The sequence below is a fragment of the Microcoleus vaginatus HSN003 genome, from assembly GCF_022701255.1.
GTDB lineage: Bacteria > Cyanobacteriota > Cyanobacteriia > Cyanobacteriales > Microcoleaceae > Microcoleus > Microcoleus vaginatus_B.
On record NZ_CP031705.1, the window covers coordinates 5,033,229 to 5,056,642 of the forward strand.

21 protein-coding genes are annotated in these 23,414 nt (G+C 46.2%); 9 read left to right on the forward strand and 12 right to left on the reverse strand.

Annotated features, from left to right (window positions below):
- Positions 1-5 precede the first annotated feature (5 nt).
- The gene (locus D0A37_RS21805; protein WP_242717482.1) at positions 6-527 is read right to left on the reverse strand and encodes a pentapeptide repeat-containing protein; all 522 of its coding nucleotides are present in this window, start codon (positions 525-527) and stop codon (positions 6-8) included.
- Positions 528-754: 227 nt separating this feature from the next.
- On the opposite strand from D0A37_RS21805, the gene D0A37_RS21810 reads away from it, so the two are divergent.
- Positions 755-2,293 (forward strand): SagB/ThcOx family dehydrogenase, encoded by a 1,539-nt coding sequence (locus D0A37_RS21810; RefSeq protein ID WP_242717484.1) that lies wholly within the window; start codon positions 755-757, stop codon positions 2,291-2,293.
- A 90-nt stretch (positions 2,294-2,383) separates the two neighbouring features.
- Here the strand turns inward: D0A37_RS21810 and D0A37_RS29155 are convergent, their stop codons facing one another.
- Positions 2,384-2,509, reverse strand: coding sequence for a hypothetical protein (locus D0A37_RS29155; RefSeq protein WP_278187099.1), 126 nt, complete (start codon positions 2,507-2,509; stop codon positions 2,384-2,386).
- A gap of 1 nt (position 2,510) precedes the next feature.
- Here D0A37_RS29155 and D0A37_RS29160 point away from each other — a divergent pair, with 1 nt between their 5' ends.
- Both D0A37_RS29160 and D0A37_RS29165 read left to right on the forward strand, forming a co-directional pair.
- Positions 2,511-2,633 carry a hypothetical protein gene (locus tag D0A37_RS29160; RefSeq protein ID WP_278187100.1) on the forward strand — a complete coding sequence of 41 codons (123 nt, stop codon included), beginning with the start codon at positions 2,511-2,513 and terminating at the stop codon, positions 2,631-2,633.
- Positions 2,612-2,734: a hypothetical protein gene (locus tag D0A37_RS29165; protein WP_278187101.1), complete on the forward strand. Its 123-nt coding sequence runs from the start codon at positions 2,612-2,614 to the stop codon at positions 2,732-2,734. Before D0A37_RS29160 ends, D0A37_RS29165 begins: the two co-directional genes overlap by 22 nt.
- Positions 2,735-2,948: 214 nt before the next feature.
- Here the strand turns inward: D0A37_RS29165 and mnmE are convergent, their stop codons facing one another.
- A complete protein-coding gene (mnmE, locus tag D0A37_RS21815; protein ID WP_242717486.1) occupies positions 2,949-4,334 on the reverse strand; it encodes a tRNA uridine-5-carboxymethylaminomethyl(34) synthesis GTPase MnmE in 1,386 nt (461 codons plus the stop codon).
- 108 nt (positions 4,335-4,442) lie between these two features.
- A complete protein-coding gene (locus D0A37_RS21820) occupies positions 4,443-4,595 on the reverse strand; it encodes a hypothetical protein (RefSeq protein WP_242717488.1) in 153 nt (50 codons plus the stop codon).
- Positions 4,596-4,967: 372 nt separating this feature from the next.
- Between D0A37_RS21820 and D0A37_RS21825 the strand changes: the two genes are divergently transcribed.
- The gene (locus tag D0A37_RS21825) at positions 4,968-7,166 is read left to right on the forward strand and encodes a tetratricopeptide repeat protein (protein ID WP_242717490.1); all 2,199 of its coding nucleotides are present in this window, start codon (positions 4,968-4,970) and stop codon (positions 7,164-7,166) included.
- Positions 7,123-9,537 carry a serine/threonine-protein kinase gene (locus D0A37_RS21830; RefSeq protein WP_242717492.1) on the forward strand — a complete coding sequence of 805 codons (2,415 nt, stop codon included), beginning with the start codon at positions 7,123-7,125 and terminating at the stop codon, positions 9,535-9,537. Before D0A37_RS21825 ends, D0A37_RS21830 begins: the two co-directional genes overlap by 44 nt.
- Before the next feature lie 87 nt (positions 9,538-9,624).
- Here D0A37_RS21830 and D0A37_RS21835 read toward each other — a convergent pair whose 3' ends face one another.
- The 3 genes from D0A37_RS21835 to D0A37_RS21845 all read right to left on the reverse strand — a co-directional run bounded on the left by D0A37_RS21835 (position 9,625) and on the right by D0A37_RS21845 (position 14,727).
- Positions 9,625-11,052: a protein adenylyltransferase SelO gene (locus D0A37_RS21835; protein WP_242717494.1), complete on the reverse strand. Its 1,428-nt coding sequence runs from the start codon at positions 11,050-11,052 to the stop codon at positions 9,625-9,627.
- Positions 11,053-11,372: 320 nt separating this feature from the next.
- Entirely contained in the window at positions 11,373-13,829 is a 2,457-nt protein-coding gene (locus D0A37_RS21840; protein ID WP_242717496.1) for a GH116 family glycosyl hydrolase, read from the reverse strand.
- Between the two features lie 340 nt (positions 13,830-14,169).
- Positions 14,170-14,727: a gamma carbonic anhydrase family protein gene (locus tag D0A37_RS21845; protein WP_242717498.1), complete on the reverse strand. Its 558-nt coding sequence runs from the start codon at positions 14,725-14,727 to the stop codon at positions 14,170-14,172.
- A 102-nt stretch (positions 14,728-14,829) separates the two neighbouring features.
- Here D0A37_RS21845 and D0A37_RS21850 point away from each other — a divergent pair, with 102 nt between their 5' ends.
- Positions 14,830-15,339, forward strand: a complete 510-nt coding sequence (locus D0A37_RS21850) for a TIGR02652 family protein (protein WP_242717500.1) — start codon at positions 14,830-14,832, stop codon at positions 15,337-15,339.
- A gap of 215 nt (positions 15,340-15,554) precedes the next feature.
- Positions 15,555-15,992, forward strand: a complete 438-nt coding sequence (locus tag D0A37_RS21855; protein ID WP_242717502.1) for a VOC family protein — start codon at positions 15,555-15,557, stop codon at positions 15,990-15,992.
- A gap of 294 nt (positions 15,993-16,286) precedes the next feature.
- Here D0A37_RS21855 and ctpB read toward each other — a convergent pair whose 3' ends face one another.
- On the reverse strand, positions 16,287-17,606 hold the full coding sequence (gene ctpB / locus D0A37_RS21860) for a carboxyl-terminal processing protease CtpB (RefSeq protein ID WP_242717504.1): 1,320 nt from the start codon (positions 17,604-17,606) through the stop codon (positions 16,287-16,289).
- 196 nt (positions 17,607-17,802) lie between these two features.
- On the opposite strand from ctpB, the gene D0A37_RS21865 reads away from it, so the two are divergent.
- The gene (locus D0A37_RS21865; protein ID WP_242717505.1) at positions 17,803-18,648 is read left to right on the forward strand and encodes a hypothetical protein; all 846 of its coding nucleotides are present in this window, start codon (positions 17,803-17,805) and stop codon (positions 18,646-18,648) included.
- A 112-nt stretch (positions 18,649-18,760) separates the two neighbouring features.
- Here the strand turns inward: D0A37_RS21865 and D0A37_RS21870 are convergent, their stop codons facing one another.
- Positions 18,761-19,330: a pseudouridine synthase gene (locus tag D0A37_RS21870; RefSeq protein ID WP_242717506.1), complete on the reverse strand. Its 570-nt coding sequence runs from the start codon at positions 19,328-19,330 to the stop codon at positions 18,761-18,763.
- A 208-nt stretch (positions 19,331-19,538) separates the two neighbouring features.
- Between D0A37_RS21870 and wecB the strand changes: the two genes are divergently transcribed.
- Positions 19,539-20,651, forward strand: coding sequence for a non-hydrolyzing UDP-N-acetylglucosamine 2-epimerase (gene wecB, locus D0A37_RS21875; RefSeq protein WP_242717507.1), 1,113 nt, complete (start codon positions 19,539-19,541; stop codon positions 20,649-20,651).
- Positions 20,652-20,761: 110 nt separating this feature from the next.
- On the opposite strand, the gene D0A37_RS21880 is transcribed toward wecB, so the two are convergent.
- The 3 genes from D0A37_RS21880 to D0A37_RS21890 form a co-directional block, all read right to left on the reverse strand.
- Complete coding sequence (locus D0A37_RS21880) at positions 20,762-21,682, reverse strand: TPM domain-containing protein (RefSeq protein ID WP_242717508.1); 921 nt, start codon at positions 21,680-21,682, stop codon at positions 20,762-20,764.
- Positions 21,683-22,114: 432 nt separating this feature from the next.
- Entirely contained in the window at positions 22,115-22,636 is a 522-nt protein-coding gene (locus tag D0A37_RS21885) for a hypothetical protein (protein WP_242717509.1), read from the reverse strand.
- An 8-nt stretch (positions 22,637-22,644) separates the two neighbouring features.
- Positions 22,645-23,142, reverse strand: coding sequence for a TIGR00725 family protein (locus D0A37_RS21890; RefSeq protein ID WP_242717510.1), 498 nt, complete (start codon positions 23,140-23,142; stop codon positions 22,645-22,647).
- Positions 23,143-23,414 lie beyond the last annotated feature (272 nt).

Genomic DNA, 23,414 nt, shown 5'->3' on the forward strand with positions numbered 1-23,414 from the left:
AATCATCAATAGCCTTCGGGCCCGATAGTAGTGCGATCGCACTCCGCTTCCGACAAATCAACCAAGCGCGATCGAAATAAGTTGCAGCCCGCTAATTGAGCTTTGGTTAACTTTGCTTTCTCTAAATTAGCTCGGCTCAAATCCGCATATCTCAAATCGGCATTCGTTAAATCTGCATTGTACAAATCCGCACCTTGCAAATTGGCTTTCTGCAAATTCGCACCTTGCAAATTGGCGTGACGTAAATTTGCTCTTGATAAATTTGCTCTTGATAAAGTTGCTTCCGACAAGTTAGCTTGATAAAGTTGAATGTCGCCCAATTCAGCATCTTGCAAATCAGTTTTATAAAGATTGGCTTGACTTAAATTTCCGTAGGGCAAATAAGCTCGCTTCAGAACGCTACCAGAAAGATTTATTTCCGCCAAATCTGCTTGAAACAAGTTATCTTCACTTAAGTCAACGGCGTTAAAGTTTCGCTTGCCCTCAGCATACTGAGCCAGCAATTCCTCAGCGCTTAGCTTTTGCATTTTCACTCCTCATGACGACAGCTACTGCAGCCAATCCATAACAGTAATTAATGGTTATTATTCTGCGTATTTATACTTAGGCATATTCTTATGTTAAGCTTGTGTAACAACAGTCGCATTTTTTCTAAGATTTTTTTTATATTTGTAGATTTCTGCCTTGCTCGACCAGTAAGCGGTTAGTAAGGCCAAGATCGATCGAGAAACCAAAGCCAATCCTCTACTGAAATATGCCAGAACTTCCTCTCTCCATTGCTGAGCACTACCACGAACGGACAAAATACGACCCTGAAACCATTGCTGCTAAAAGCAAACAGCTAGATTGGACAGAGCAACCTGTGCCTTTCAAGGAATATAAAATTGGAGCGTATTTTGACCTCAAGCCCTATCTAAAAGACCCCTCGGAGGATGCCGATGCCGATCCCGATGCCGGTTGGTGGCATCGGTTATCCAGCTTGTTGCTGTGCAGCTACGGGTTGACGGCGAAAGTGCAGACGGTAGACGACAGCTACCTGTATTTGCGATCTGCACCGTCGGCGGGTGGACTCTACCCAGCAGAGGTTTATTTAATCTCCCGTGGCACTGCCCAGTTGCCGGCCGGACTCTACAACTATCAGTGCAGAACTCATTCACTTGTTCATTTTTGGGACAGTCAAGTTTGGCCGGTCTTGCAAGCCGCTTGTTTCCAGTCGCCAGCGCTAGAAAATACCCAATTGGCGATCGCCATTACCACTGTTTTTTTCCGTTCTTCTTGGCGTTACGAAGACCGAGCTTATCGGCGAATTTTTCTAGACACCGGCCATTTATTGAGTAATATCGAGTTAGCTTGCGCCGTCAACGATTACCGACCTCACCTGATTGGAGGATTCGCCGACGAAGCTGTCAATGAATTACTGTACATCGACTCGGAGCAAGAAGGAGCGATTTGTGTACTTGCTTTAGCCGACTTGCTAGATATTGACCAAAACTTGCCTAAATTTAAAACCGCTTTGCCCGGAAACACCACGACCGATTACCCGCAAATTTCCGAAGGTCAACTGTTAAAATACCTCCACAAAGCCACGCATTTAGAATCAGATCCTACCACAGTGGACGGCTGGAAAATTGATGAAAGTGAAGGGGAATTAGAGGATAAATACAATTTTCCCTTTTGTACTAAAGTTTCGACGGTCACTCCTTCGATTCCTTGGGGAGTGAACCTGGAAAGTTTAGAAAACACTATGCTCAAAAGGCGTTCGACCCGTGCTTATACAGGTGCTTCTTTGAGCTTGGGCGAACTGCTAGCTATGCTCGATTTTACTTACCAGCCCCAGCACTATATCGACCAAGGATTAGACGGTTATCCAGACTATTTCGATCTAAGTTTGATAGAAACTTTTATTGCTGTTTCGGGAGTGAATGGGTTAGAAGAAGGCTGTTACTATTACGCTCCGAAAGCTCAAGAATTACGGCAAATTCGGTTTAAAAATTTCCGCAGGGAGTTGCATTTTTTGTGCTTGGGGCAAGACTTGGGCAGAGATGCGGGGGCGCTGTTGTTTCACACGGCGGATTTGAACAGGGCTGTAGCAAAATATGGCGATCGAGTTTACCGCTATTTGCACATGGACGCGGGTCATTTGGGCCAGCGGTTGAATTTAGCAGCTATGCAACTGCGTTTGGGTGTCAGCGGTATCGGGGGCTTTTTTGACGATCGCGTCAATGACGTTCTCGGTATTCCTGCGGGTGAAGCTGTACTCTATATTACAAGTCTGGGAAGACCTCGATCGTGAGAATGACTTAGTTGTTATTTGTCAGTAGTATTGCTTCACTAAGCCCAGGCGCATCTAAATTTTACAGTCAAGTTTGATGAAATTAACATCTTACACCATTCTCAAGAACAGGCAAGATGCCTGTTCCACAAAGAGTGAAATTCGGTGTTCCACAAAGAGTGAAATTATTGTGGGGTGGGCGTCCCGCCCGCCCAAAAAATACAACAGAACAGGCAAGATGCCTGTTCCACAAAGAGTGAAATTTGGTGTTCCACAAAGAGTGAAATTATTGTGGGGTGGGCGTCCCGCCCGCCCAAAAAATACAACAGAACAGGCAAGATGCCTGTTCCACAAAGAGTAAAATTCGGTGTTCCACAAAGAGTGAAATTATTGTGGGGTGGGCGTCCCGCCCGCCCAAAAAATACAACAGAACAGGCAAGATGCCTGTTCCACCAAGAGTGAAATTCGGGGTTCCACAAAGAGTGAAATTCTTGTGGGGTGGGCGTCCCGCCCGCTCAAAAAATACAACTTAACAGGCAAGATGCCTGTTCCACAAAGAGTGAAATTCGGTGTTCCCCAAAGAGTGAAATTCTTGTGGGGTGGGCGTCCCGCCCGCCCAAAAAATACAACTTAAATGCGAGACAGCTTACCTATTTAATTTACTCTTTTTCTCTGACTATTTGCCAATGCAAAACCTGCTAAATATTCTGTCGAGCACTGATTCTGTGACTTCTTCGCCCGTAACTTCCCCCAATGCTTGAATTGCCCCGCGCAAATCTATTGTCCAGAAATCTAAAGGCAATTTGTTGCTAATAGTATCCGTGCATTGTTCTAGAGAAATTTTAGCTTTGGTTAAGGCTGCTGCTTGCCGCTGGTTGATTGCTAAATCTGAGTTTGCTGCTTGCAAATCTCCCGCACTGACGGCATCTAAGATTGCTGTTTCTAAGTCTTCTATGCCTCGATCGAGGGCGGCGGCGGCGGTAACTAGGGGGTGAATTTCAGGGGAAAAAGGTAATTTGGGGATGGTTTTTACTAGGTCGATTTTGTTGATAATTATAATTAGCTGGCGGTGCTTTACTTGTTCGTAAATTTCCGAATCTTCTTCTGTCCAACCAGATTCCGCGTCAATTGTCAACAACACTAAATCGGCTTGTTTTGCTGCGGCGCGCGATCGCTCAACGCCAATTTTTTCTACCTTGTCTTCGGTTTCTCGAATGCCCGCAGTATCGAGCACCTGCACCGGAATGCCGCCCACAACTAGCTGCGACTCTACCACATCCCGCGTCGTACCGGGCAAATCCGTGACGATCGCCCGATCGCTCTTACTCCACGCATTCAACAAACTCGATTTTCCCACATTCGGCCGCCCGACAATCGCTACTTTCAAACCAGTTCTCAACAATTCTCCACGATCTGCCGTTGCCAAAATTGTTGACAATTCCTCCAAAACATGATTTATTTCCAAAGAAGTTTTAGCTTCATCTAAAGGCGGCAAATCTTCCTCAAAATCAATTCTTGCCTCAATTTCTGCCAGCACGTCCAAACAAGTTGTTCTCAATTTGCGAATTGGCTGCGCTAATTTTCCTTGCAAACCAGCCAAAGCACTTTGTGCAGCAGCGGGCGATTTTGCTCCCACCAAATCAGAGATACTTTCAGCTTGAGTTAAATCGAGCCTCCCGTTCAAAAAAGCCCGCAGCGAAAACTCTCCCGGCCCCGCCAATCTCGCCCCATTTTCTAAACACAACTGCAAGACTTGCTGCACTGCCATAATACCGCCGTGACAGTGAAATTCCACCACATCTTCGCGAGTAAAAGAACGCGGTGCTTTCATGATTAGCAGCAAAGCTTCATCAACTAATTCTTGAGTTTTGGGGCGGCGGATGTGACCGTAAAGAATGCGGTGAGACTCCCAAATTTGCCGTCCTGGGGCGCAAAACAAAGTTTCGGCAATTTTTAAGGCTGCGGAACCGGAAACTCGCACAATGCCGACGCTGCCTTGTTGGGGAACTATGGCGGTGGCGATCGCTGCGATCGTTCCTCCTTTTGTTAGTGATTCAGACATTTTTATTATTCACACATTTAAAACTTCTCTCAATCTCCTGTTTTTGAGTATCAGGCAATTGCTTCTATGTCTTCGAGAGGAGAAATCTCTGGTTCCTCATTCAAAAAACTAAAATAGCCGCCAGGAAAGGGCAAGCTGCACGAGTTTCTGGGTCGGAGGGCAGGGAATATTTGGTAATATTTTTCCTAACCTCGGTAATTGCTCGTCGGCTGCCAGCGGTAAGATAACTTGAATTAAGGATTCAACCAGTTGTACCTTCATTTGACTGACCTCCCGATTAATTGTTAAATTATACATATCTCATTGACAGAATAAACAATTTCAGCGATTTTTTTGTAAGATATTAGAAGAGCGTAGCCACAGCGCTGGACTTGGCTCGCCCATCCGATCGCCCGTTTGCTCAGTCAGTCGATTTTAGATTTTAGATTTTAGATTTTAGATTAACTCCACAGATGAATCGGGGAGCTTCAACTCGGGTCTAAAATTTTGGGAGGCTAACGACTCCTGTGGGAAAGCAACTATCCGTTTTTGGGTGGGAGTCACGGCTCGATCGCACTTAAATTACTCAGCCACATATTTTGGCTATTCTGATTTCATGCGATAATGGAAAATTGATAGGGTAGAGGGCAAAGCATGATTGGTCAACTTCTAGACAGACGTTACCGCATCATTAAAGTCACAGACTCAAGTGAGGTGGGAAAAACTTATCTAGCAGCAGATACTCACCGTCCCGGGTATCCGCAATGCACGGTTAGAGAAATGCGGCTACCCGGCACAAGTTCACAAACTCCAGAATTAGTCAAAGTTATATTTCAAAGAAACGCCGAAATAATTGAAAAATTGGGAAAACACGACAAAATCCCGGAATTATTGGCGTATTTTGAGGAAAATCAAAGTTTATACTTAATTGAAGAATTTATTGCCGGCTCACCTTTAAGTCAAGAACTAATACCCGGTCAACCTTGGGAGGAAGACCAAGTAATTTGTCTGCTATCAGAAATATTAGAAATTTTGGTGTTCATACACGAAAAAGGTTTCATTCACCGCAGAATTCAACCAGACAGAGCGATCCGGCGCGAGTCAGACGGCAAATTTGTATTGGTAGACTTTAGCTTAGACAAAGAAATTAACCCGGAACTGGCTAACTGTCATTTGTTGTCGCAAACTTCCCCGAACTCTGTTAAACGGCATGAGGCAAAAAAACCGGATTTGGTGGCCCAGGAGTTATACGTGCCGATCGAGCAATTGATCGGCAACCCCCGGTACAATAGCGATATTTACGCTCTAGGTACGATCGCCCAGCTTGCCGTCACGGGACTCTCACCCAACGAACTGAGTGCCTTAAAAAACAACAAAAACGAAATTCCCTGGCGAAACCGGGCAACTTGTTCGCCTGCCCTAGCAGATATTATTGATCGAATGGTGCGCCCTGACTGCGAGGAACGCTATCAGGAGGCCGCCGAAGTTTTAGCAGACCTCAAACAAATCGCCGTAAAATTCGAGGTTGAGCCGCCGCCAGCCACAATCATCACGGACGCTATGAGTAAACCGCGAAGACAAAGCCCAACCAAACTGCTGCTGTTGGCTGCAACAGCCGCAGCTTTAATCTTGACGGCACTGATAATTTACTTGTGGCAGAGTCAAAGTCCGGCGAGGGCAAAAGAATTGTTAGCCCGCGGCGTTACCAAGGCGCAGCAAGGTGACACAACAGGCGCGATCGCCGATTATACTCAAGCGATCGCCTTGAATGCCAGCGATGCGGAAACTTACTACAAGCGGGCAAACGCTCGCTACGACATGGGCGCAACCGAGCAAGCAATACAGGATTACACGCAAGCAATTAAAGTCAATCCTAGCCACACCAAAGCTCTCTACAATCGAGGTATGGCGCACCTCGACATCGGCGACAAGCGGGGGGCCGTGGAAGATTTCACCCAAGTAGTGCGACTCAATCCCAGCGACGGTGAGGCATACTCTCAGCGGGGTTTAGCCTACTACGATTTGGGCGACTACCGCACGGCAATGGAAGACTACACTCAAGCAATTCGGCTCAGTCCCAACGATGCTACAGCATACAGCAATCGGGGTTTAGCTCGATCGGCCGCAGGCGACAAAACAGGAGCAATGGCTGATTTTACTCAAGCCCTTCAAATTAGCCCCAAACAAGCTGGCGTATACTACAGTCGTGGTCGAGCCAGGTTTAATCTGGCAGATTATCAAGGAGCGATGGAAGATTATACTAGGGCGATCGAATTGCAACCAGATCTCGCTGATGCTTATACCAATCGGTGCAGCGCTTACTTGAATTTGGCCACCTACGACAAAGCGATTGCAGATTGCACCGAAGGAATTCGCCTCGCTCCAAAAGATGAAGCAGCTTACAACAACCGCTGCATTGCTTATCTGAATTTAAAACAATATCAAAAAGCCAGCGAAGATTGCAGTTTGACGATCGGACTCAACGCCAACAATCCCAAAGCATACAGCAATCGAGGATTAGCTCGATCGGCTTCGGGAGACAAGCAGGGCGCTGTGGAAGATTTTACTCAAGCAATTCGGCTCAATCCCAGCGATGCAGTAGCTTACAGCAATCGCGGTACTATTTACTCAGAACTAAAAAATTACCCTTTAGCGGTTGAGGATTTCGCTCACTCGCTGCGGCTCAACCCCAAGAATGCTAGCGCTTTTTACAGCCGAGGCCTCGTCCGCCGCCAACTCAAAGACCGTGCTGGGGCGATCGAGGATTTTCAGAAAGCTGCAACGCTGTTTCTTGAACAAGGAAGAGCCGATGGTTTCCAAAAGGCACAAGCACAAATCAACGATCCTAAATAAGCTATTAATCACCAGTCAGATGTTAAAAAAAGAAGAAAAAAGGAACAAGGAAGAAGGAAGAAGGAAGGAGGAAGAAGGAAAAATTACCAATTCCCCGTTACCAACTCCCCGTTACCAACTCCCCGTTACCAATTCCCCATTACCCCCTCCCCGTTACCAATTCTCAATTCCCGATATGAACATGGTTGGTCAACTTTTAGACAGGCGTTATCGCGTAGTGCAAATTCTCAGTTCAGGAGCTTTTGGACAAACTTATTTAGCTGTCGATACTCGCCGTCCTGGCCACCCTCAATGTGTAGTCAAACAACTGCGTCCTCCCAGCAACACTTCCACAGTTCTTAAAACAGCTTACCGCTTATTTAAACAAGAAGCAGAAATATTAGAAAAGCTGGGAAAACACGATCAAATTCCATTTTTACTCGCTTATTTTGAAGAAGGCAATCAATTCTACCTCGTGGAAGAGTTTGTGCCCGGACACGCCCTAAATAGAGAAATTGTCGCCGGTCAACCTTGGCGGGAAGAACGAGTGCTGGATCTGTTGGAAGAAGTGTTACAACTTCTCGCCTTCGTACACTCTCAGGGAGTGATTCATCGCGATGTTAATCCCTCCAACTTAATCCGCCGCAAACCAGACGGCAAATTAGTTTTAATTGACTTCGGCTCGGTTAAAGAAGTTGCGAATCACGTCAGTGACTACGATACAGAATTTCCGCGCACCATTGCTACTGGAACTCCGGCTTATATGCCGATCGAACAATTTCAAGGCAACCCGCAATTTAGCAGCGACCTCTACGCAGTCGGGATGATGGCTGTCCAAGCTATTACGGGTTTGCCTGGTACGGATTTGCCCAAATTGCAAAATCCGAGTCCTTCTCACACGGGGGAAATTGTTTGGCGAAACCGAACTCAATGTTCTGTGGCACTAGCAAATATAATTGACAAAATGGTTTGTCACCAATTTGGCAAACGCTATCAATCTGCGGAGGAAGTGTTGGCAGGTCTCAGCAAGTTGAGAAACCGCCAAGAACCGATGAATACCGCTCAAAAGAAAAGTATTTCTCCCCTATTAGTTTCTTCTGAGAGTTTTTATTCACGTTTGGGAAGTCGATTTTGGTTGCTGATTGGGGCGGGCGTCGGGGCGGCAATACTTCTGATATTTCTGTTTAATTATAGGAGCAGACCGAATCCGACTAAAGCTAGGGAATATTACGAACAGGGAGTAGAAAACTCTCGCAATCAAGATGCGGATGCAGCTTTGCAGGCTTTTAATAAGTCCATTCAATTGAATCCTAAAAATGCTGAGAGTTTTTACCAGCGCGGTAATGCTAATTATGATTTAAAAAAATATCAAGAAGCAATTGCCGATTATTCTCAGGCGATCGCTCTCAATCCTAAATATGTTCAGGCTTATTTTAACCGTGGGCTCGCCCGTAACGATTTTAACGACAAGCGCGGGGCGATTGAGGATTACACTCAAGCTTTGAATCTCCAGCCCAATGATGCTGATACATATTATGAAAGAGGAATTGCTTATTTAGAACAGCAGGATTACAAGACGGCTATTCAGGATTTTAACGCAGTAATTCGGTTGCAGCCGAACCTTGTTAAAGCTTATCATTCGCGAGGGTTGGCTCGTGCTGGGAGCGCAGATTTGCAAGGAGCGATTGGAGATTATACTGAAGCAATTAAACTCGATGCTCAGAATGTTGATGCTTTCTACAGTCGAGGGAGAGCTCGCTTTCACTTAGGAGATTATCAGGGAGCTTTGGCGGATTATTCTCAGGTAATTGCGATCGATCCCAAGAGTGCAGATGCTTACGCTAATCGTTGTAGCACGCAGTTGAATTTGGGAGCGCATCGAGCGGCAATTGACGATTGTACTCAGGCAATTTCGCTGAGCGATGAGGATGGGGTTCCTTACAACAATCGCTGCATTGCTTATTTAAATTTGAAGGATTATCCGAAAGCAATTGCCGATTGTACTCAAGCGCTGAAAGTGAATCCGAATGATTATAATGCTTATAACAATCGTGCTTTAGCTCGCAGCTCAGGGGGTGACGCGCAGGGGGCGATCGCAGATTTTACAGCAGCAATCGGGTTCAATCCCAACAATGCTGAAGCTTACGCCAATCGCGCTAAGATTTACCAGCAGTTAAATAATTACAACAGTGCGATCGCCGATTACGTCCAAGCTATTCGGATCAATCCGAATTATGCTGCTGCTTACTACGGTAGAGGCATGGTTCGCCGCTCCTTGGGAGACAAAGCAGGAGCGATTAGCGATTTAGAAAAAGCCGGCAAAATGTTTCTAGATCAAGGACTTACCGGCGGTTACAAAGATGCACAATTTGAAATTGAAAAGCTCAAGTAGTCAGTTGTTAGTTGTTAGTTGTTAGTTGTGAGTCAACAGTCAACAGTCAACAGTCAACAGTCAACAACGCCCCATACCCAATTCCCTTTAAGAGTTTTGAAGTCTCTTCACCAACTCATAAAACGGTTCCCAATTATCATCAATAGCTATGGGTTCCCAAACAGCCTCAATCGTCGGCCTCAACAGCGATTGTTCGGGATTGTGCTTCCGCAACCTGTCCGCCATTTTGTCCATATCATCCGCCGACAAACTTTGCAAAACGTGATAATAAAACTCTCGCCAAGGTGCTATCAAGTCGGCCGGTTCCGCCTCAGCAAAAATTAGACTAGCATCATCTCGCCAAGCGCGATCGAACTGTCTTCGCAGTTGAAAAAAGAAATCGTGATACTCAACTTGAGACTCCGCCAGCATTTTAATTGTCACCTTCAACAACTCATCTCCCTCAGCTTCTGGCAAATCCTCAAATCCCAATCTATTGAGCATCAACCGCCGATAAGCTGCATTATAATAATCGCCAAACTTTGCCAAAGCCGCATCCATATCAACTTGAGGAATCGCCGCTGCTAGCGGTTCCTGGAGCTTCTGTAAATTCTCCCTACAAATAAACGGTTGATTGCCGTAACAATAAAGACCCGAATAGTCAAAATAAGCTGCTGTAAATTGCGGCTTGTAAGTGGGGATAAAAGCGAAAGGCCCGTAATCGAAACTTTCTCCCGTAATCGACATATTATCAGTATTTAGCACTGCGTGGCAAAATCCTGCCGCCATCCACTGAGCAACTAATTCAGCTACTCGCTGGACTAAATCTGCATAAAATAGCGCATACTTTTCCGGCGCTGAAAAACCAGCCTTGCTTGCTTCTAAATGCAGTTCTGGATAGTAATATTCAATAACAAAATCTAAAAGTTTTTTAGTTAAATCCGGGCGGCGGATATAGTACAATCTTTCAAAAGTTCCAAACCGAATGTGAGAATGACTGAAACGCACCATTACGGACGATCGCGTCGGAGATGGTTCGTCGCCTCGCCACAAATCCTCCCCAGTTTCAACTAAACTAAAACAGCGAGATGTCCGCACTCCCAACCGATGCAAAGCTTCGGCGGCTAAAACTTCGCGAATTCCCCCTTTGAGAGTAAGTCTACCGTCACCGCCCCGCGAGTAGGGAGTGCGGCCTGAACCTTTAGTGCCGAAGTCGTAAAGTCTGCCGTCAGTCCCGCGAACTTGGCCGTATAAGAAGCCTCTACCGTCACCTAAATTGGGGTTATATGCGTTGAATTGATAGCCGTGATAGCGGAGTGCGAGAAAGGGGCGGACACAGTGAAATTCGCCGAACGCTTCGATGAAATCTTGGTCGGTTACTTGTGCGGGGTCTAAACCCAATTTCGGCAATAATTCGTCGTTGCGGAACCGGAGAATGTGTTGCGGAAAATCGGCAGCAGGGACTTCATCAAAATAGTCGCCACCGAGGGATTCGATGGCGGGTTCGTAGTTGAGGGAAAGTAAGGGATTTGACATTTTTCTATTTTATCTTGAAATTGGCTATCACTCCAAATTATATACGGGTAAGGTGCGGACTGCATTGGTGTCAACAATCCCCTCAAACCCTTTATCTCTCTCGTTTATAGCCGAGTTCGTTCTCCCTCGCATCCCAGGGCTGTTTCATGCTCAAATTTTAGCCAAGCTGAAGTTTGAGCATGAAATATTAATGTCTTCCTCGAAGGTAAAAACTTTTTACGGTCAATTTTATTGATAGTTTAATTAACCGTTTTCCTTGCTAAAAAGGGAGTTTAAGGCTTAAATTTTAGTCGGATTCACCAGCTAATATACATTTTGCCCTATTTAAAATTCGTCAACACCCCGTAAATTGCCCAAATTGCCATCGCCCGCAAATAGTGACTCGCCCGAAAAGTCCCCCCCGCCGTAATCGCTTCCGGCGTGCGAAACTGCAACCCATTTTCATAAATCTGCTTCACCACCGCATCCGTCAATTTAAACGCTTTCTCCTCCATCCCCATCTGTACCAAAAAAGCAGCTAACCCAAAATTAATCCCTGTCCAAACTTCCAAAGGATGAGTCGCATTCGGATTTTCCGGCGAACCATTCAGCATCACCCCATTCGCCGCACCGAACTCGCCATCGTTGAACTTCAAAAAGCAAGAAGCGTACACAGTTTCTAAAGCACTGACTGCACATTCGGGCGGCACAATATCCGGCAATCCTAACAGTTTCGCGTAAAATTGACCGCACAGTTGGTCTGCCATCACCACTTCGGAATTACTCTCGCTGTCCAGACGGTAATATTGACCGTTCCACAGTTTTTCTTGATAGCTCGGTCTTGCTTGTAGCAGCCAACTGTGATATAATGCAATCTTTGCTTGAGGGTTAGGAATTATCTCCGGTGCTGCATCTTCCAAGATTTCGCCGATCGCGATCGCAGCCTCCAGCGCCGCCAACCACAAACCCCCGCAATATGCACTTATCCCCCGCATTTGCCAATCATCAAACGTCTGATCCGGTGCTCCAGAATTCTCAGGAATTCCGTCCCCATCCTTATCAAAAGTTTTCAGATAAGCCAAAGCCTCAACAATTGCCGGCCAACACTCTTGCAGAAACTCACAATCTGTGCCACCAGTCAATAGGAAATCCCGATAAACCTGCAACACAAAATCGCAAGGTAAATCCTTCCACAAATTGCAATCTTGATAGCTAGTATAATTCGTTTTCTCCCAAGGATGTTCGTTAGGAGCACCCAAATCGTGTGGCGTCGCACCGACAGCTTTTCTAATAGCCGAAGCTTGATTCCAGCCAATAATTCTCGGCGTATCGTCTCCCGCAGAAATTGCCCTAGCAAACGCTAAAACTACCGACTTTTCTAAATCCGGCCACAGCATCAACAAAGCAAAAGAACCGTAAAGCCGCACATCCAAACTTTCGTACCAGCGGTAATCAATACACTCCAAAACCGCAAATTGACCCTTGGGATCGCGTTCGTCAGCCGCACTCCAAAGAGTACCGCCGTCTGTCAGGGCGTATAACTCGTTAAACAAAGCCATTTTAAAACTATCTGACAAATCTTTCCGTTCTAAAATGGGTTTTTGCCAAGCTTCAATATTTTCGCGCCAAGTATCCGAATGCTTCATTGCAGTGCGAATAATCGGCCAAGCATTTTTGCCGTTGCGGCCAAAGAAATCCGTATAGCGGCGGTAGTACCAAACTCCCGATGCAAACTCAGTAACGGGCAAATCCCAAGCTATAATAAAGGGAATTTTGCGAGTTTTTCCCGGTCGAATAGTAAAGCGAACTGCGATCGCACAAGCCAACTGTTCTCCGGCTGCTGCGGCTGTCTCGTCATTGTCATCCAACAAGAAACCTTCAGCAGAAAAGTTGCGCCAAATATCGTCGCCGTTCCCCGCCGGGTTCCAGCGAGTTTGATAGAATACTTCTACCGCCGGATTAGTAATAGTTGCGATCGCCCATTGTCCATCCCCCTCTTGCGGTTCGTCCTCAGCAGTCAACCGCGTCATCACGCAACCTATCCGGTGAAAATCTTCCACCAACAAATTCAAATTTCCGGCACTTTCTCCCCACCGGGGTTGATAGTCATAAAATGGACTACCATCATCTCGCACCCTCACTTCCGGGGACTTATTAACATTAGTAAACCAACCGACAATATTCTCCCAAGTCAACATGATGCTGAGAGTTATCGGCGCATCTGTAGGATTGTGCGCCACCCATTCAAACATTGCTACTGGGTAACTGCTTTCTTGATAATTGTTCGGCAAAATTGGCGAAAACTGCTCGCAGCTTAATTGAGCCTGAAATACATTTTCGTAAACAAACCAACTGCGCGGATACAAAGCATGATAACTCCCTGAAGAATTAGACTCTTCCCCGGTTTTTTCTCCTTCTTCCCTTCTTCCTTCTTCCTTCTTCCTTCTTCCTTCGCAAGGATACCATTTCCAACTAGATAAACTGCCATCTGTAGGCGGTTCAGTGGACAGTGCAAAAGCTTGTTTCTTGCCTTGAGTTTCTTCAAAAACGCTGAACTGACAAGCGGGCAAACTGCGAAAAATGTGTTCGCCGCCGTCAATGTGCCAGAGGTTGAAGTCGCCACGGGACGATCGCCCGATGCAGCCGGCACCGAACCCGCCCAGAGGCATTCCGTGCCAGGGCCCGTCATCGAGATTGCTTGCGTAGCGGACTGTATAGGGATTCTCCCAACCGAGACCGATGGGACGTTTCCAGGTGTGCGGGGGGATGTTTGAAGTAGATGTGCGATCGTTATTCATGTCAATTGATTTTAGATTTTAGATTATCGATATAGGAATCTTTCAAAGATTAGGAGTTTTTTTGCGGTGTAAGCAATTATAAATCAATACTTTTTTGCTTAATTTTAATTACTCTAGTTTAGGATTTATGAGATGGTTCGATACGCTTAGAATGACAGATTTGCCCTGAAATGTGTAAGTATTGTACCTCAACAAAACTCATTAAGAGTAAGTCTTATAGTCCTGGACACACGGGCGATCGGAAACCAGGTTTTTTTCAGAATACTTCGTTACAGCCCGCAAAAACCGCAAGAAACCCGGTTATGAAGGTTTTTATGCGTCCAGGATAGTCCTGAAAACTTTATTCCTTCACCTCAGCAAATCCCAAATCAGTTCCTTTCCCCGCGTGTACCAAAGCCAACTTTTCGTAACGCTTAGCGTGTTCCACCAACTCCGCAGCTTCTTCCTCAGAGACATCCCGCAGGCGTTTGGCAGGCACTCCCGCAACTAGCGTGTGAGGGGGAACGTCCTTGGTGACAACCGCCCCTGCACCGACGATAGAGCCTCTGCCCACCCTCACTCCATCGAGGACGATCGCCCCAATCCCGATCAGGCAGCCCCGTTCAATGTAAGCTGAGTGAATCACGGCTCGGTGTCCCACTGTCACGAAATCTTCCAAAACAGTCGGTTTCCCCGGATCGCCGTGCAGAATGGCTCCATCTTGGATATTGGTACTTGAGCCGATCGCAATTCGCTCTATATCCGCCCGCACCACCGCCCCGTACCAGATACTAGCGCCCGCAGCCACCTCTACCCTGCCGATCACAACAGCGCCTTCACCGACAAAAGCCGCTTGGGATAGATCTGGCCTGGGCCAATAGGAAGGAAGTGCAGACAGAGATTCGTTGAGATTGCTCATTTGCGATCGTTATACTTCTAGCAGATTAGCTGGTTGTTGATACGGGATATAATAAATAGTATTTGGCACTTTTGCAGAGAAAATATGCTGGGACGCAAATAAATGATTGAAGTTGCCTTGCAATACCCGATGTTTGGCCCGGAAATTCAGTGTCCCCACTGTCGCCAAACAATTCCGGCTCTAACGCTAACGGATACCTATTTGTGTCCGCGTCACGGGGCATTTGAGGCAGATCCAAAAACGGGGGAACTGGTTCACCTTCAGTCTGGGCGGCACTGGCGCCGCTGGGAGAATGAATGGTATCGCCAGCACACGCACCCGGACGGGATTCGGTTTGAAATTCACGAAGCGCTCGATCGACTCTATACTCAAGGCTACCGAGCAACTCGCGTGATCGTTGCTCAACGCTATCGCGACTTAATCAGCGCTTATTTGGAACGCAGCACGCCTTGGCGCGGCCAAGCGGAATCGCCCCGGCCGAGACTGTACGGTTTGCCTGTGGATTTTAGCCCTGAGCCCCAAGAAGACCCTTGCTGGGAAGTGATTAATTTTGATTTGGAAAAAGAGCCGGGAGTTCCGATTAGATATCCTTATTTTCGGTTGTTTGAATAAGTGAAGGAAGAGGGAAGAAGGAAGAAGGAAGAGGGAAGAAGGAAGGGGGAAGAAGGAAGAAGGAAGAAAAAACAAGGCTCTATTACTTTTGGGCAACAGAGGCGATGTTTTTAATTCCGAGTTCCGAGTTTACCCTCTCAAATATAAAATCTCAAATCGCAATTCCTACTTCCCAGTCTAAAATCTAAAATCTAAAATCTAAAATCTAAAATCGAATGCACCACGCCTCGATTCGCACTGCTAACATACACCGAGCGATCGCCTTTTACGAACAGTTGGGATTTACTGTGAGCGATCGCTTTACCACAGGTTACACCCTAGCCTGTTGGATGGAAGGTCTCAACGGACGCATTGAACTAATTCAAATCCCGGAACCAAAACCTGCACCGGATGCTTTCGGAGACGAGCATTATGTTGGATATTATCATTTATCTTTTGATTTAACTGAGGCGACAACTGACTTGCCTAGCTGGTTGGAGTCTATGAAAGAACGTTTTGAGGAAGCTGCTAAAGACCAACCCAATCAGTTTCAACCTTTGAAAGTTTTATTAGAACCGACTCAACAGGCGATCGGGCAAAATGTTTACGAAGTAGCTTTTATTGCCGATACTGATGGTTTGCCTTTAGAGTTTATCCGGCGCATGAATGACTAATTAAGTCAGAGGTAAACACTTCAGAAATCCCATCAGCGTGCATCTGTGTTCATCTGCTGATATCTGCGGTTAAAAAATGCCAATCCCACTAATTTGCTTTAATCATGATATCAATTAACCAATAACTAAGTAGAAGAAAGAAGGAACAATGCTCATATAGCAAGCTTTTTAGCCATCTGTATCTTACGTTTAATTAGGTGGATTTACTTAAGAACCAATAAGTAATTAATAAAAACAAAACCCGCACCAGCGGGTTTCATCTTAAAGCTAATTGTTAATAAGTGCTAATTTCAACTACTTCTTAGGAACAACAACCTCATTAGCAGCAACGGGACGGGTCGAGGAAGCGGTAGTTTTCAAAAGTGCGATCGCCTGCGCGTAGCAAGGATCGTCCTGAGTCGCCACCAACATCGGTTTGTTAGCTAATTTCAGCTTTTGTTCGTCGGTGACTTCTACCTTAATATCGGGAGTAACCCCCTTTTGGCTGATATCGGTACCGCTGGGAGTATAGTAGTGCGCGATCGTCACCGCCAATCCCGAACCGTCAGCCAAAGAATGCACCGACTGCACCAAAGCTTTGCCAAAAGTTTGGCCGCCCATCACAGTTGCGCGTTTGTTGTCCTTCAGAGCACCGGCCAAAATCTCGCTGGCGCTGGCCGAATTGTCGTCCACCAGCACCACCAAAGGCTTATCAGTGATTGCAGTGCGGTTTGCCCGCATTTCCTGAGAATCACCCGCGCGATCGACTGTGCGGACGATCGCCCCTGTATCCATCCACATCCGAGCGATATCAATGCTCACTCGCAGCAACCCGCCGGGATTCCCCCGCAAATCCAAAACAAAAGCGTCAGCTTTCTGATCCGAGAGCTTTTTAATCGCCACCTGCATTTGTTCCCCGGCGTGGGAGCTAAACTCTTGCAAACGGATGTAACCGACATTCTGACCGCCTTCATTCTTGAGGCTGTAGCGAACCGCTGCTACCTCAATTCTCGCCCTAGTCAGAGTTATATCAAACTCGCTTTTGCCCTCACGAGCAATCCGCAGCGTGACTTTTGTGCCTTCGTCGCCCCGAATTATCTGAGCCGCATCCGAGACAGTCATGCCTTTGGTAGTTTTGCCGTCTATCACCAAAATTTTATCGCCCGCTAGAATCCCCGCCTTCAGGGCGGGGGAATTTTCCATGGGCTCGACTACGGTAATCACTTTCGTTTTCTCGTCTTCTTCGAGCCTCATCCCCACCCCTGTCAGTTCCCCAGAGGTTTGATTCGTCAGCGCTTCGTACTGCTTCGGGTCCATGAAGCGCGTGTACTGATCGTTTAATTTCTCTAGGGCTTTGCGGAGAGCGGTGTAGGCAGCTTCGCGAGAGGTATAGTTTTTGCTCAACAGTTCTTGGCGGGTCAATTGCCAGTCAGTCTTGTTAAAGCTGCCATCAACATACTCTCGGTTGACAATTTGCCAAGCTTCGTCTAAGACAGCTTTGGGGCTATCTTGAAGCTCGGCGCGGACTGATTGGCTCAGGCCGGGAACGAGTAAAGATATCGAAGCGGTTGTTGCCATCGCCCCACTGAACAGGGCTGCCTGTAATTTAGAAAAGCGTCTGCGGGCTTGATTCATTGAATTTGGCTCAATTCGATTTTAGATTTTTGATTTGAGATTTTATATTGCTAAAAAATCTCACACTACTACTTAAACTATTGTGTGGAGGCTCCACCATCCCTGTGGACAGTTTAACGAGATTTATTGTCGATCGCCAACCAATTATTACTCTCTTTCAATAAACTTAATTTAAAACTTGGATTTATAAAGTGCCGTGGAAGCTAAAATCGAACAATTTTCGCGTAAGTGGTTGAGCCTGCTCGTTAATGGAGTTATCGGTCTAGCAGCCCTGGCGGGCGTCGTCGCCATGCAGTCTAGCGGCCAGTTGGGCGGAATGTCCCCAGTTCGTGTTCAGGGGCAAAAGCCACTCTCTGCAATGTCTGCTGCCAGTTTCAAGCAAGCCGCACAGCAAGAAGCGCAGCAAGAAGCCTTGCGGCTGAGAATGCTCAAAGCTGTCCCTAGTTTTGGGTTTGATAATTTAATTGCAGATTGGACATTTCTCAAATTTTTGCAGTATTTTGGCGACGACGAAGCCCGAGATGTGACGGGCTACAACCTGAGCCAAGATTATTTTGACATAGTTACGCAGCGCGACCCGCGGTGGGCTGACATCTACCTGTTTCTTTCCACAGCTATTTCTTTTTACCAGGGAAAGCCTGAAACTGCGGTTAACTTTATAGAGCGTGGTACTAGGGCCCTTGCCGTTTCGCCGCAACTTCATTCCCAATCCTGGATAGTGTGGCGAACTAAAGGTCTTGATGAGTTGCTGCTGTTGGGGGATATTCCCGACTCAATTCGCTCCCACGAAATGGCCGCTGATTGGGTGGAAGGAAGCCCGGAAGGGCCGAAATTCGCGCCGATGTTTCGAGCAACTGCTGAGTATTTGCGCCGAGATCCCGATAGCGTGCCGGTGCTGTTTAAGGCTTGGAGCACAGTTTATGCTCAAACAACTGATAAGTTGGTGCGTCAAAGGGCGAAACAAGCTCTTGTCAAGTTGGGAGCTCAGGTGCAAAAAGATCAGGATGGAAACGAGAGTTTTATTTTGCCGCCTCGAAAGTAAGCAGAAGGAAGAAGGAAGAAGGAAGAAGGGAAATACAGCCGCAGTAATAGTTTCAGCTATCAAGAATGTCCTAAATGTCAAGACGGTTGACTGTAATTCCCCAATCTAAAATCTAAAATCTAAAATCAGCTTGAGTTAGTTCGCGCCATTCACCGGGTTTGAGGCCTTCCAGACGCAAATGCCCGATCGCACATCTGACTAGCCGCAGCGTCGGAAACCCTACTGCTGCGGTCATCCGGCGCACTTGGCGGTTGCGGCCTTCTGTGAGAGTCATTTCCAGCCAAGCTGTGGGCACGTTTTTGCGAAATCTAATCGGCGGTTCGCGGGGCGGCAAAGGTGGTTCTTCTAACAATAATTGCACTTTTGCCGATCGAGTCCGATAATCTTGAATTGTGACACCTGTCTGCAAAGCGGAGATCGCACTTGCATCGGGAATTCGTTCAACTTGCACCCAGTAAGTGCGGGGATGAGCGAATTTCGGGTCACTGAGGCGGTGCTGCATTTGTCCATCATCGGTTAGCAGCAACAAACCTTCACTATCGCGATCGAGCCTTCCTACTGCATAAATGTTAGGAATAGGAATATAGTCTTTGAGAGTGCTGCGTTTACTCTCGCTGGAGTTGTCAGTGAATTGAGTTAAAACATCGTATGGTTTATAAAATAGAATGTAACGATAAGCCATGACAATTAAACAATAAAAATGTACCAACAGTGCAACCAGAAACGATATAACTCCAAAAAAAAACACCTTCTATCTCTCTTCTCTCCTCTGCGCCCTCTGCGCCCTCTGCGGTTCATAAAAAAATAAATCTTATTAACCAACGATTTAAACCTGCTATAAAATATTGAGCCTTTAAAACCCTCACAAATCTCAACTACCCAATTTTACCATGCCCGAAGCCACACACCGCGTTTGCATCGTCTTGGGAACTCGCCCGGAAGCAATTAAACTAGCCCCAGTCATTCAACTGTTCAAAAGTTCGCCAACCTTTGACACCCAAGTAATTTTAACCGGTCAGCACCGAGAAATGGTCGAGCAAGTAATGCGAATGTTCGATCTAAAAGCCGATCGGGATTTAGCCATTATGCAGCACCAGCAAACCCTGACAGATATTACTTGTCGGAGTTTGCAAGGTTTAGAAGATTTGTTTAAAGAGTTACAGCCAAAAATTGTCTTAGTACAAGGCGACACAACCACAGCTTTTGCTGCTGCTTTGGCTGCATTTTACCAGAAAATACCAGTAGGTCACGTAGAAGCCGGTTTGCGGACAGACGACGTGTTCAATCCCTATCCCGAAGAGGCTAACAGACGGTTGATATCTCAGCTCACACGGCTGCATTTTGCGCCGACAGAGCTGGCCCAAGAGAATTTAGGGCGATCGGGCGTTTTGGGAGAAATTCACCGTACAGGCAACACAGTAATCGATGCTTTGCTTTCTGTCGCCAAACGCGAACCCGAATGCAACATTCCCTCTTTAGATTGGAGCAAATATCGCACTATCTTAGCAACAGTTCACCGCCGCGAAAATTGGGGAGAACCCTTACAAGGAATTGCTCACGCATTTCTCCAAATCTTAGAGAAATTTCCCGATACAGCCTTGCTCTTACCTCTACATCGAAATCCCACAGTCAGAGAACCTTTAAAAGCTCTTTTGGGCGACCATCCCAGAGTCTTTTTAACAGAACCTTTAGATTACGCAGAATTAGTAGGAGCGATTCAGAGATGTCATTTAATCCTCACAGATTCCGGCGGCTTGCAAGAGGAAGCACCTAGTTTGGGCAAGCCCGTTTTAGTATTACGAGAAACCACAGAAAGACCAGAGGCAATTTCTGCGGGTACTGCTAAACTCGTTGGTACTAATTCTGATATAATTACAGCAGCAGCGGTAGAGTTGCTGAGCAATTCCGAAGCTTACAACGCAATGGCAATGGCAATTAATCCCTTTGGGGACGGTTTAGCCGCCTCGCGGATTTTGAAAATTGTTGAAGAGTATTTTAGTTAGCTACCCCTCGATTATTCGGCGGTTTCAACCGCAACTACACTTGCCTCTCGTCCCCCCAGAGGGGGACTAATTCCTGCTAAAAAAACTCGGTTTCTGCCTCCCTTCCCGAATTAGTAACCCCCACCGCCACCGCCCCCACTGGAGTCGCCCCCGCCAAAGCTACCCCCGGAGTCGCTACTGCTACTGCTACTGCTGCAGTCACTACTGCTACTGCTGTAGCCACTACTGCTACTGCTGTAGTCACTGCTACTGCTGTTATGGGGCGAATAACGGCGGTGGGAGGGGGAAGGAGAGTTCCGAGAAAATAAGCTGCGAAATATATTAAAGATAAAGAAGCCAGGTACTAAGATGAATAACCCCAAAATGATTGAATTCGATAAATCTTCACCTGTGGACTTACTATTGCTAATAACTGGCGATTGACTAGGTATGGGTGACGGTTTCACCCCTTGAGATGGTACGATTGGAGCCAAAGGCAGCGTGGTTTGAGATTGAGCATTTACCATCGGAGTTTGTAAAACATTTACTAACGCCTTTGTCCCGGCTAATGTCCCCCCGTCAAAGTCCTGCTGTTTAAATCTGGGCGTAATTTCGGTTTCAATAATGCCCACTGCCTTAGCATCCGGCAAAATGGTTTGAATGCCCGAACCTGTTTCAATTTGAACGCGGCGTTCCCCCGACGAAATCAACAATAAAACTCCGTTATTTTTACCTTTTTTGCCAATACCCCAAAAGTTAAATAATTCTGTAGTAAATGCTTTTGGTGTCGCAGAGGGTTTAGTATCAGGCACTGTCACAACAGCGATTTCAGAGCCGTTTTTCGCCTCTAAATCCGAAATCATTTGATTTAGTTGAGTTTCGGTGCTGTCGCTGAGAATGTTTGCCTTGTCCGTTACCCAAGTGTTATTTACTTGACGGGGATTCGGTACTTCTTGTACTGTTATAGCTTGGCTCGCTACGGGAAATGCAATTGCCGAAAAGCACAGCAAACTGCTCCAGATTATTTGTTTGTTGCTAAATTGTAACTGCATAGCTTCAGTCTCCTGAATAGCTGCTAGTCTGAAATTGACATATATCTGTCCGCCTAATTACAATTCAATAACCAGCTCACTGTGATGTCAATTCATATTATTCAGAAGTTGAGTTCATAAAAATCATAATTGTAGGTGCGCCCTAAGCACTTTATTTATATTTATAGTCTAGGACGCAGGGGTGGCGAGAAAGCGGGTTTTTAACCAAAATAATTTAGGCCTTACGCAAGTCGCACATTAAACAAAAGTATGTAGTTGCGCTTCAGCGCTCTTTCCTAAGCTAAGAGCGCTGAAGCGCAACTACATACCTAAAATTTAACCCCTAGTTGTGACAATTGGTCTTAGTCCTATAATTGCTGAAAACCGTCAACCTCGGTTCAAAAACCCGGTTTCTTAGTGGGCGAGTGCGGGTGCGAACGAATGTAGATATTTTTAAGGAGAGGGAACTGGTGGCAGAAAATTGCGGCTGCCTTTATAACCAGATAAAATAGCCAGTTTTTCCAAAGAGTGCCGGCCCGTGTAATATTTACCCCGAATTTCCCAAGTGGGATAAGCTTTAATATTGGCAGCTTTGCACAAATCTGGTTGAGCATCTTGGCCTCTGGGGTCGCACTCAATGTAAGTAATCGCCGTAAATGCTTCTTTGCCGAAAAGTTCTTGTTGCGTGTGACAGTTAGGACACCAGTAAGCACCGTAGAGTCTAGCTTTGATTGTCTGCAAATGGGTTGCTAAAGCTATTTGATCCGGCACGGATTCGCTGCGAATAGGTGGCGCTTCTTGTTCGGTAACAGGCTGTGTGAAAGGGGGAGGAGGAGGGAGGGTTTGTGCTAATTTTTGAGTCGCTTTATTGCTGAAACTGAACTGTGCAATTCTTCCGTCTGCTTTGGTACTGACGAAAATCCCCAAAGCCAGGAAAATGCCGATCGCACAAAAGTTGAATTTGCTTACTCTCATCTTGGATTTCATCTTGAATTTACTAGGATTTCGCGAGCTTGATTCATAGCCTCTACAGCATTGTTTACCACAAAGATGTTAAATTGTGCTAAACCTTTAAAAAAAAGTTGACTTTCGGCGCTGTCATTTAACAAGATAACTTGTTTGTTAGCTTTGAGGGCGAGGGCAATTTCCGAAGCTGTCCCCGTTCCCATACCGCAGGCAATTATTACATCTGAAGAAAGAACGTTAATGTTATTTCTGGCGTTTCCCATATCGGTGACAATGGCAATATCTACAGCTTCAGAAATGCCGCGAGTGTCATTTCCCGGAAGGATGCCGACTGTTAAACCGTTAGCTGATTTTGCTCCTTTGTTGGCGGCATCCATGACGCCGACATTTCTGCCGCCAGTTAGCAATATCCATCCTGCTTCGGCGATGAGTTGTCCGAGTTGATAGGCGTTTTCTAAGTCGGTTGATGTGGCACTATCGCCCGGGCCCATGATGCCAATGATGATTTTTTTCATAGTTTTGGGGTGAATATATCGAATTCTTGAAAGATCGAGAGCCCTTCTGAATCTGGGTGATAAAAGGCTCTGGAGCTTTCTTAGCCAGATGCCGCATCCTCAACTCTGACAATCGCTTTTTATTTATTTTTATTCAGCAATAAAGCTATAAATTATACCTTAAGACCCTGCAGGGATAAAAAGCTTTTTAAAGGCATAATTTATTACTTTCAAAATAGAGTTTTCTGCGTAATTATGCTGTGTGACGCCCCAGGGTGTGGAATCTGGGTTGA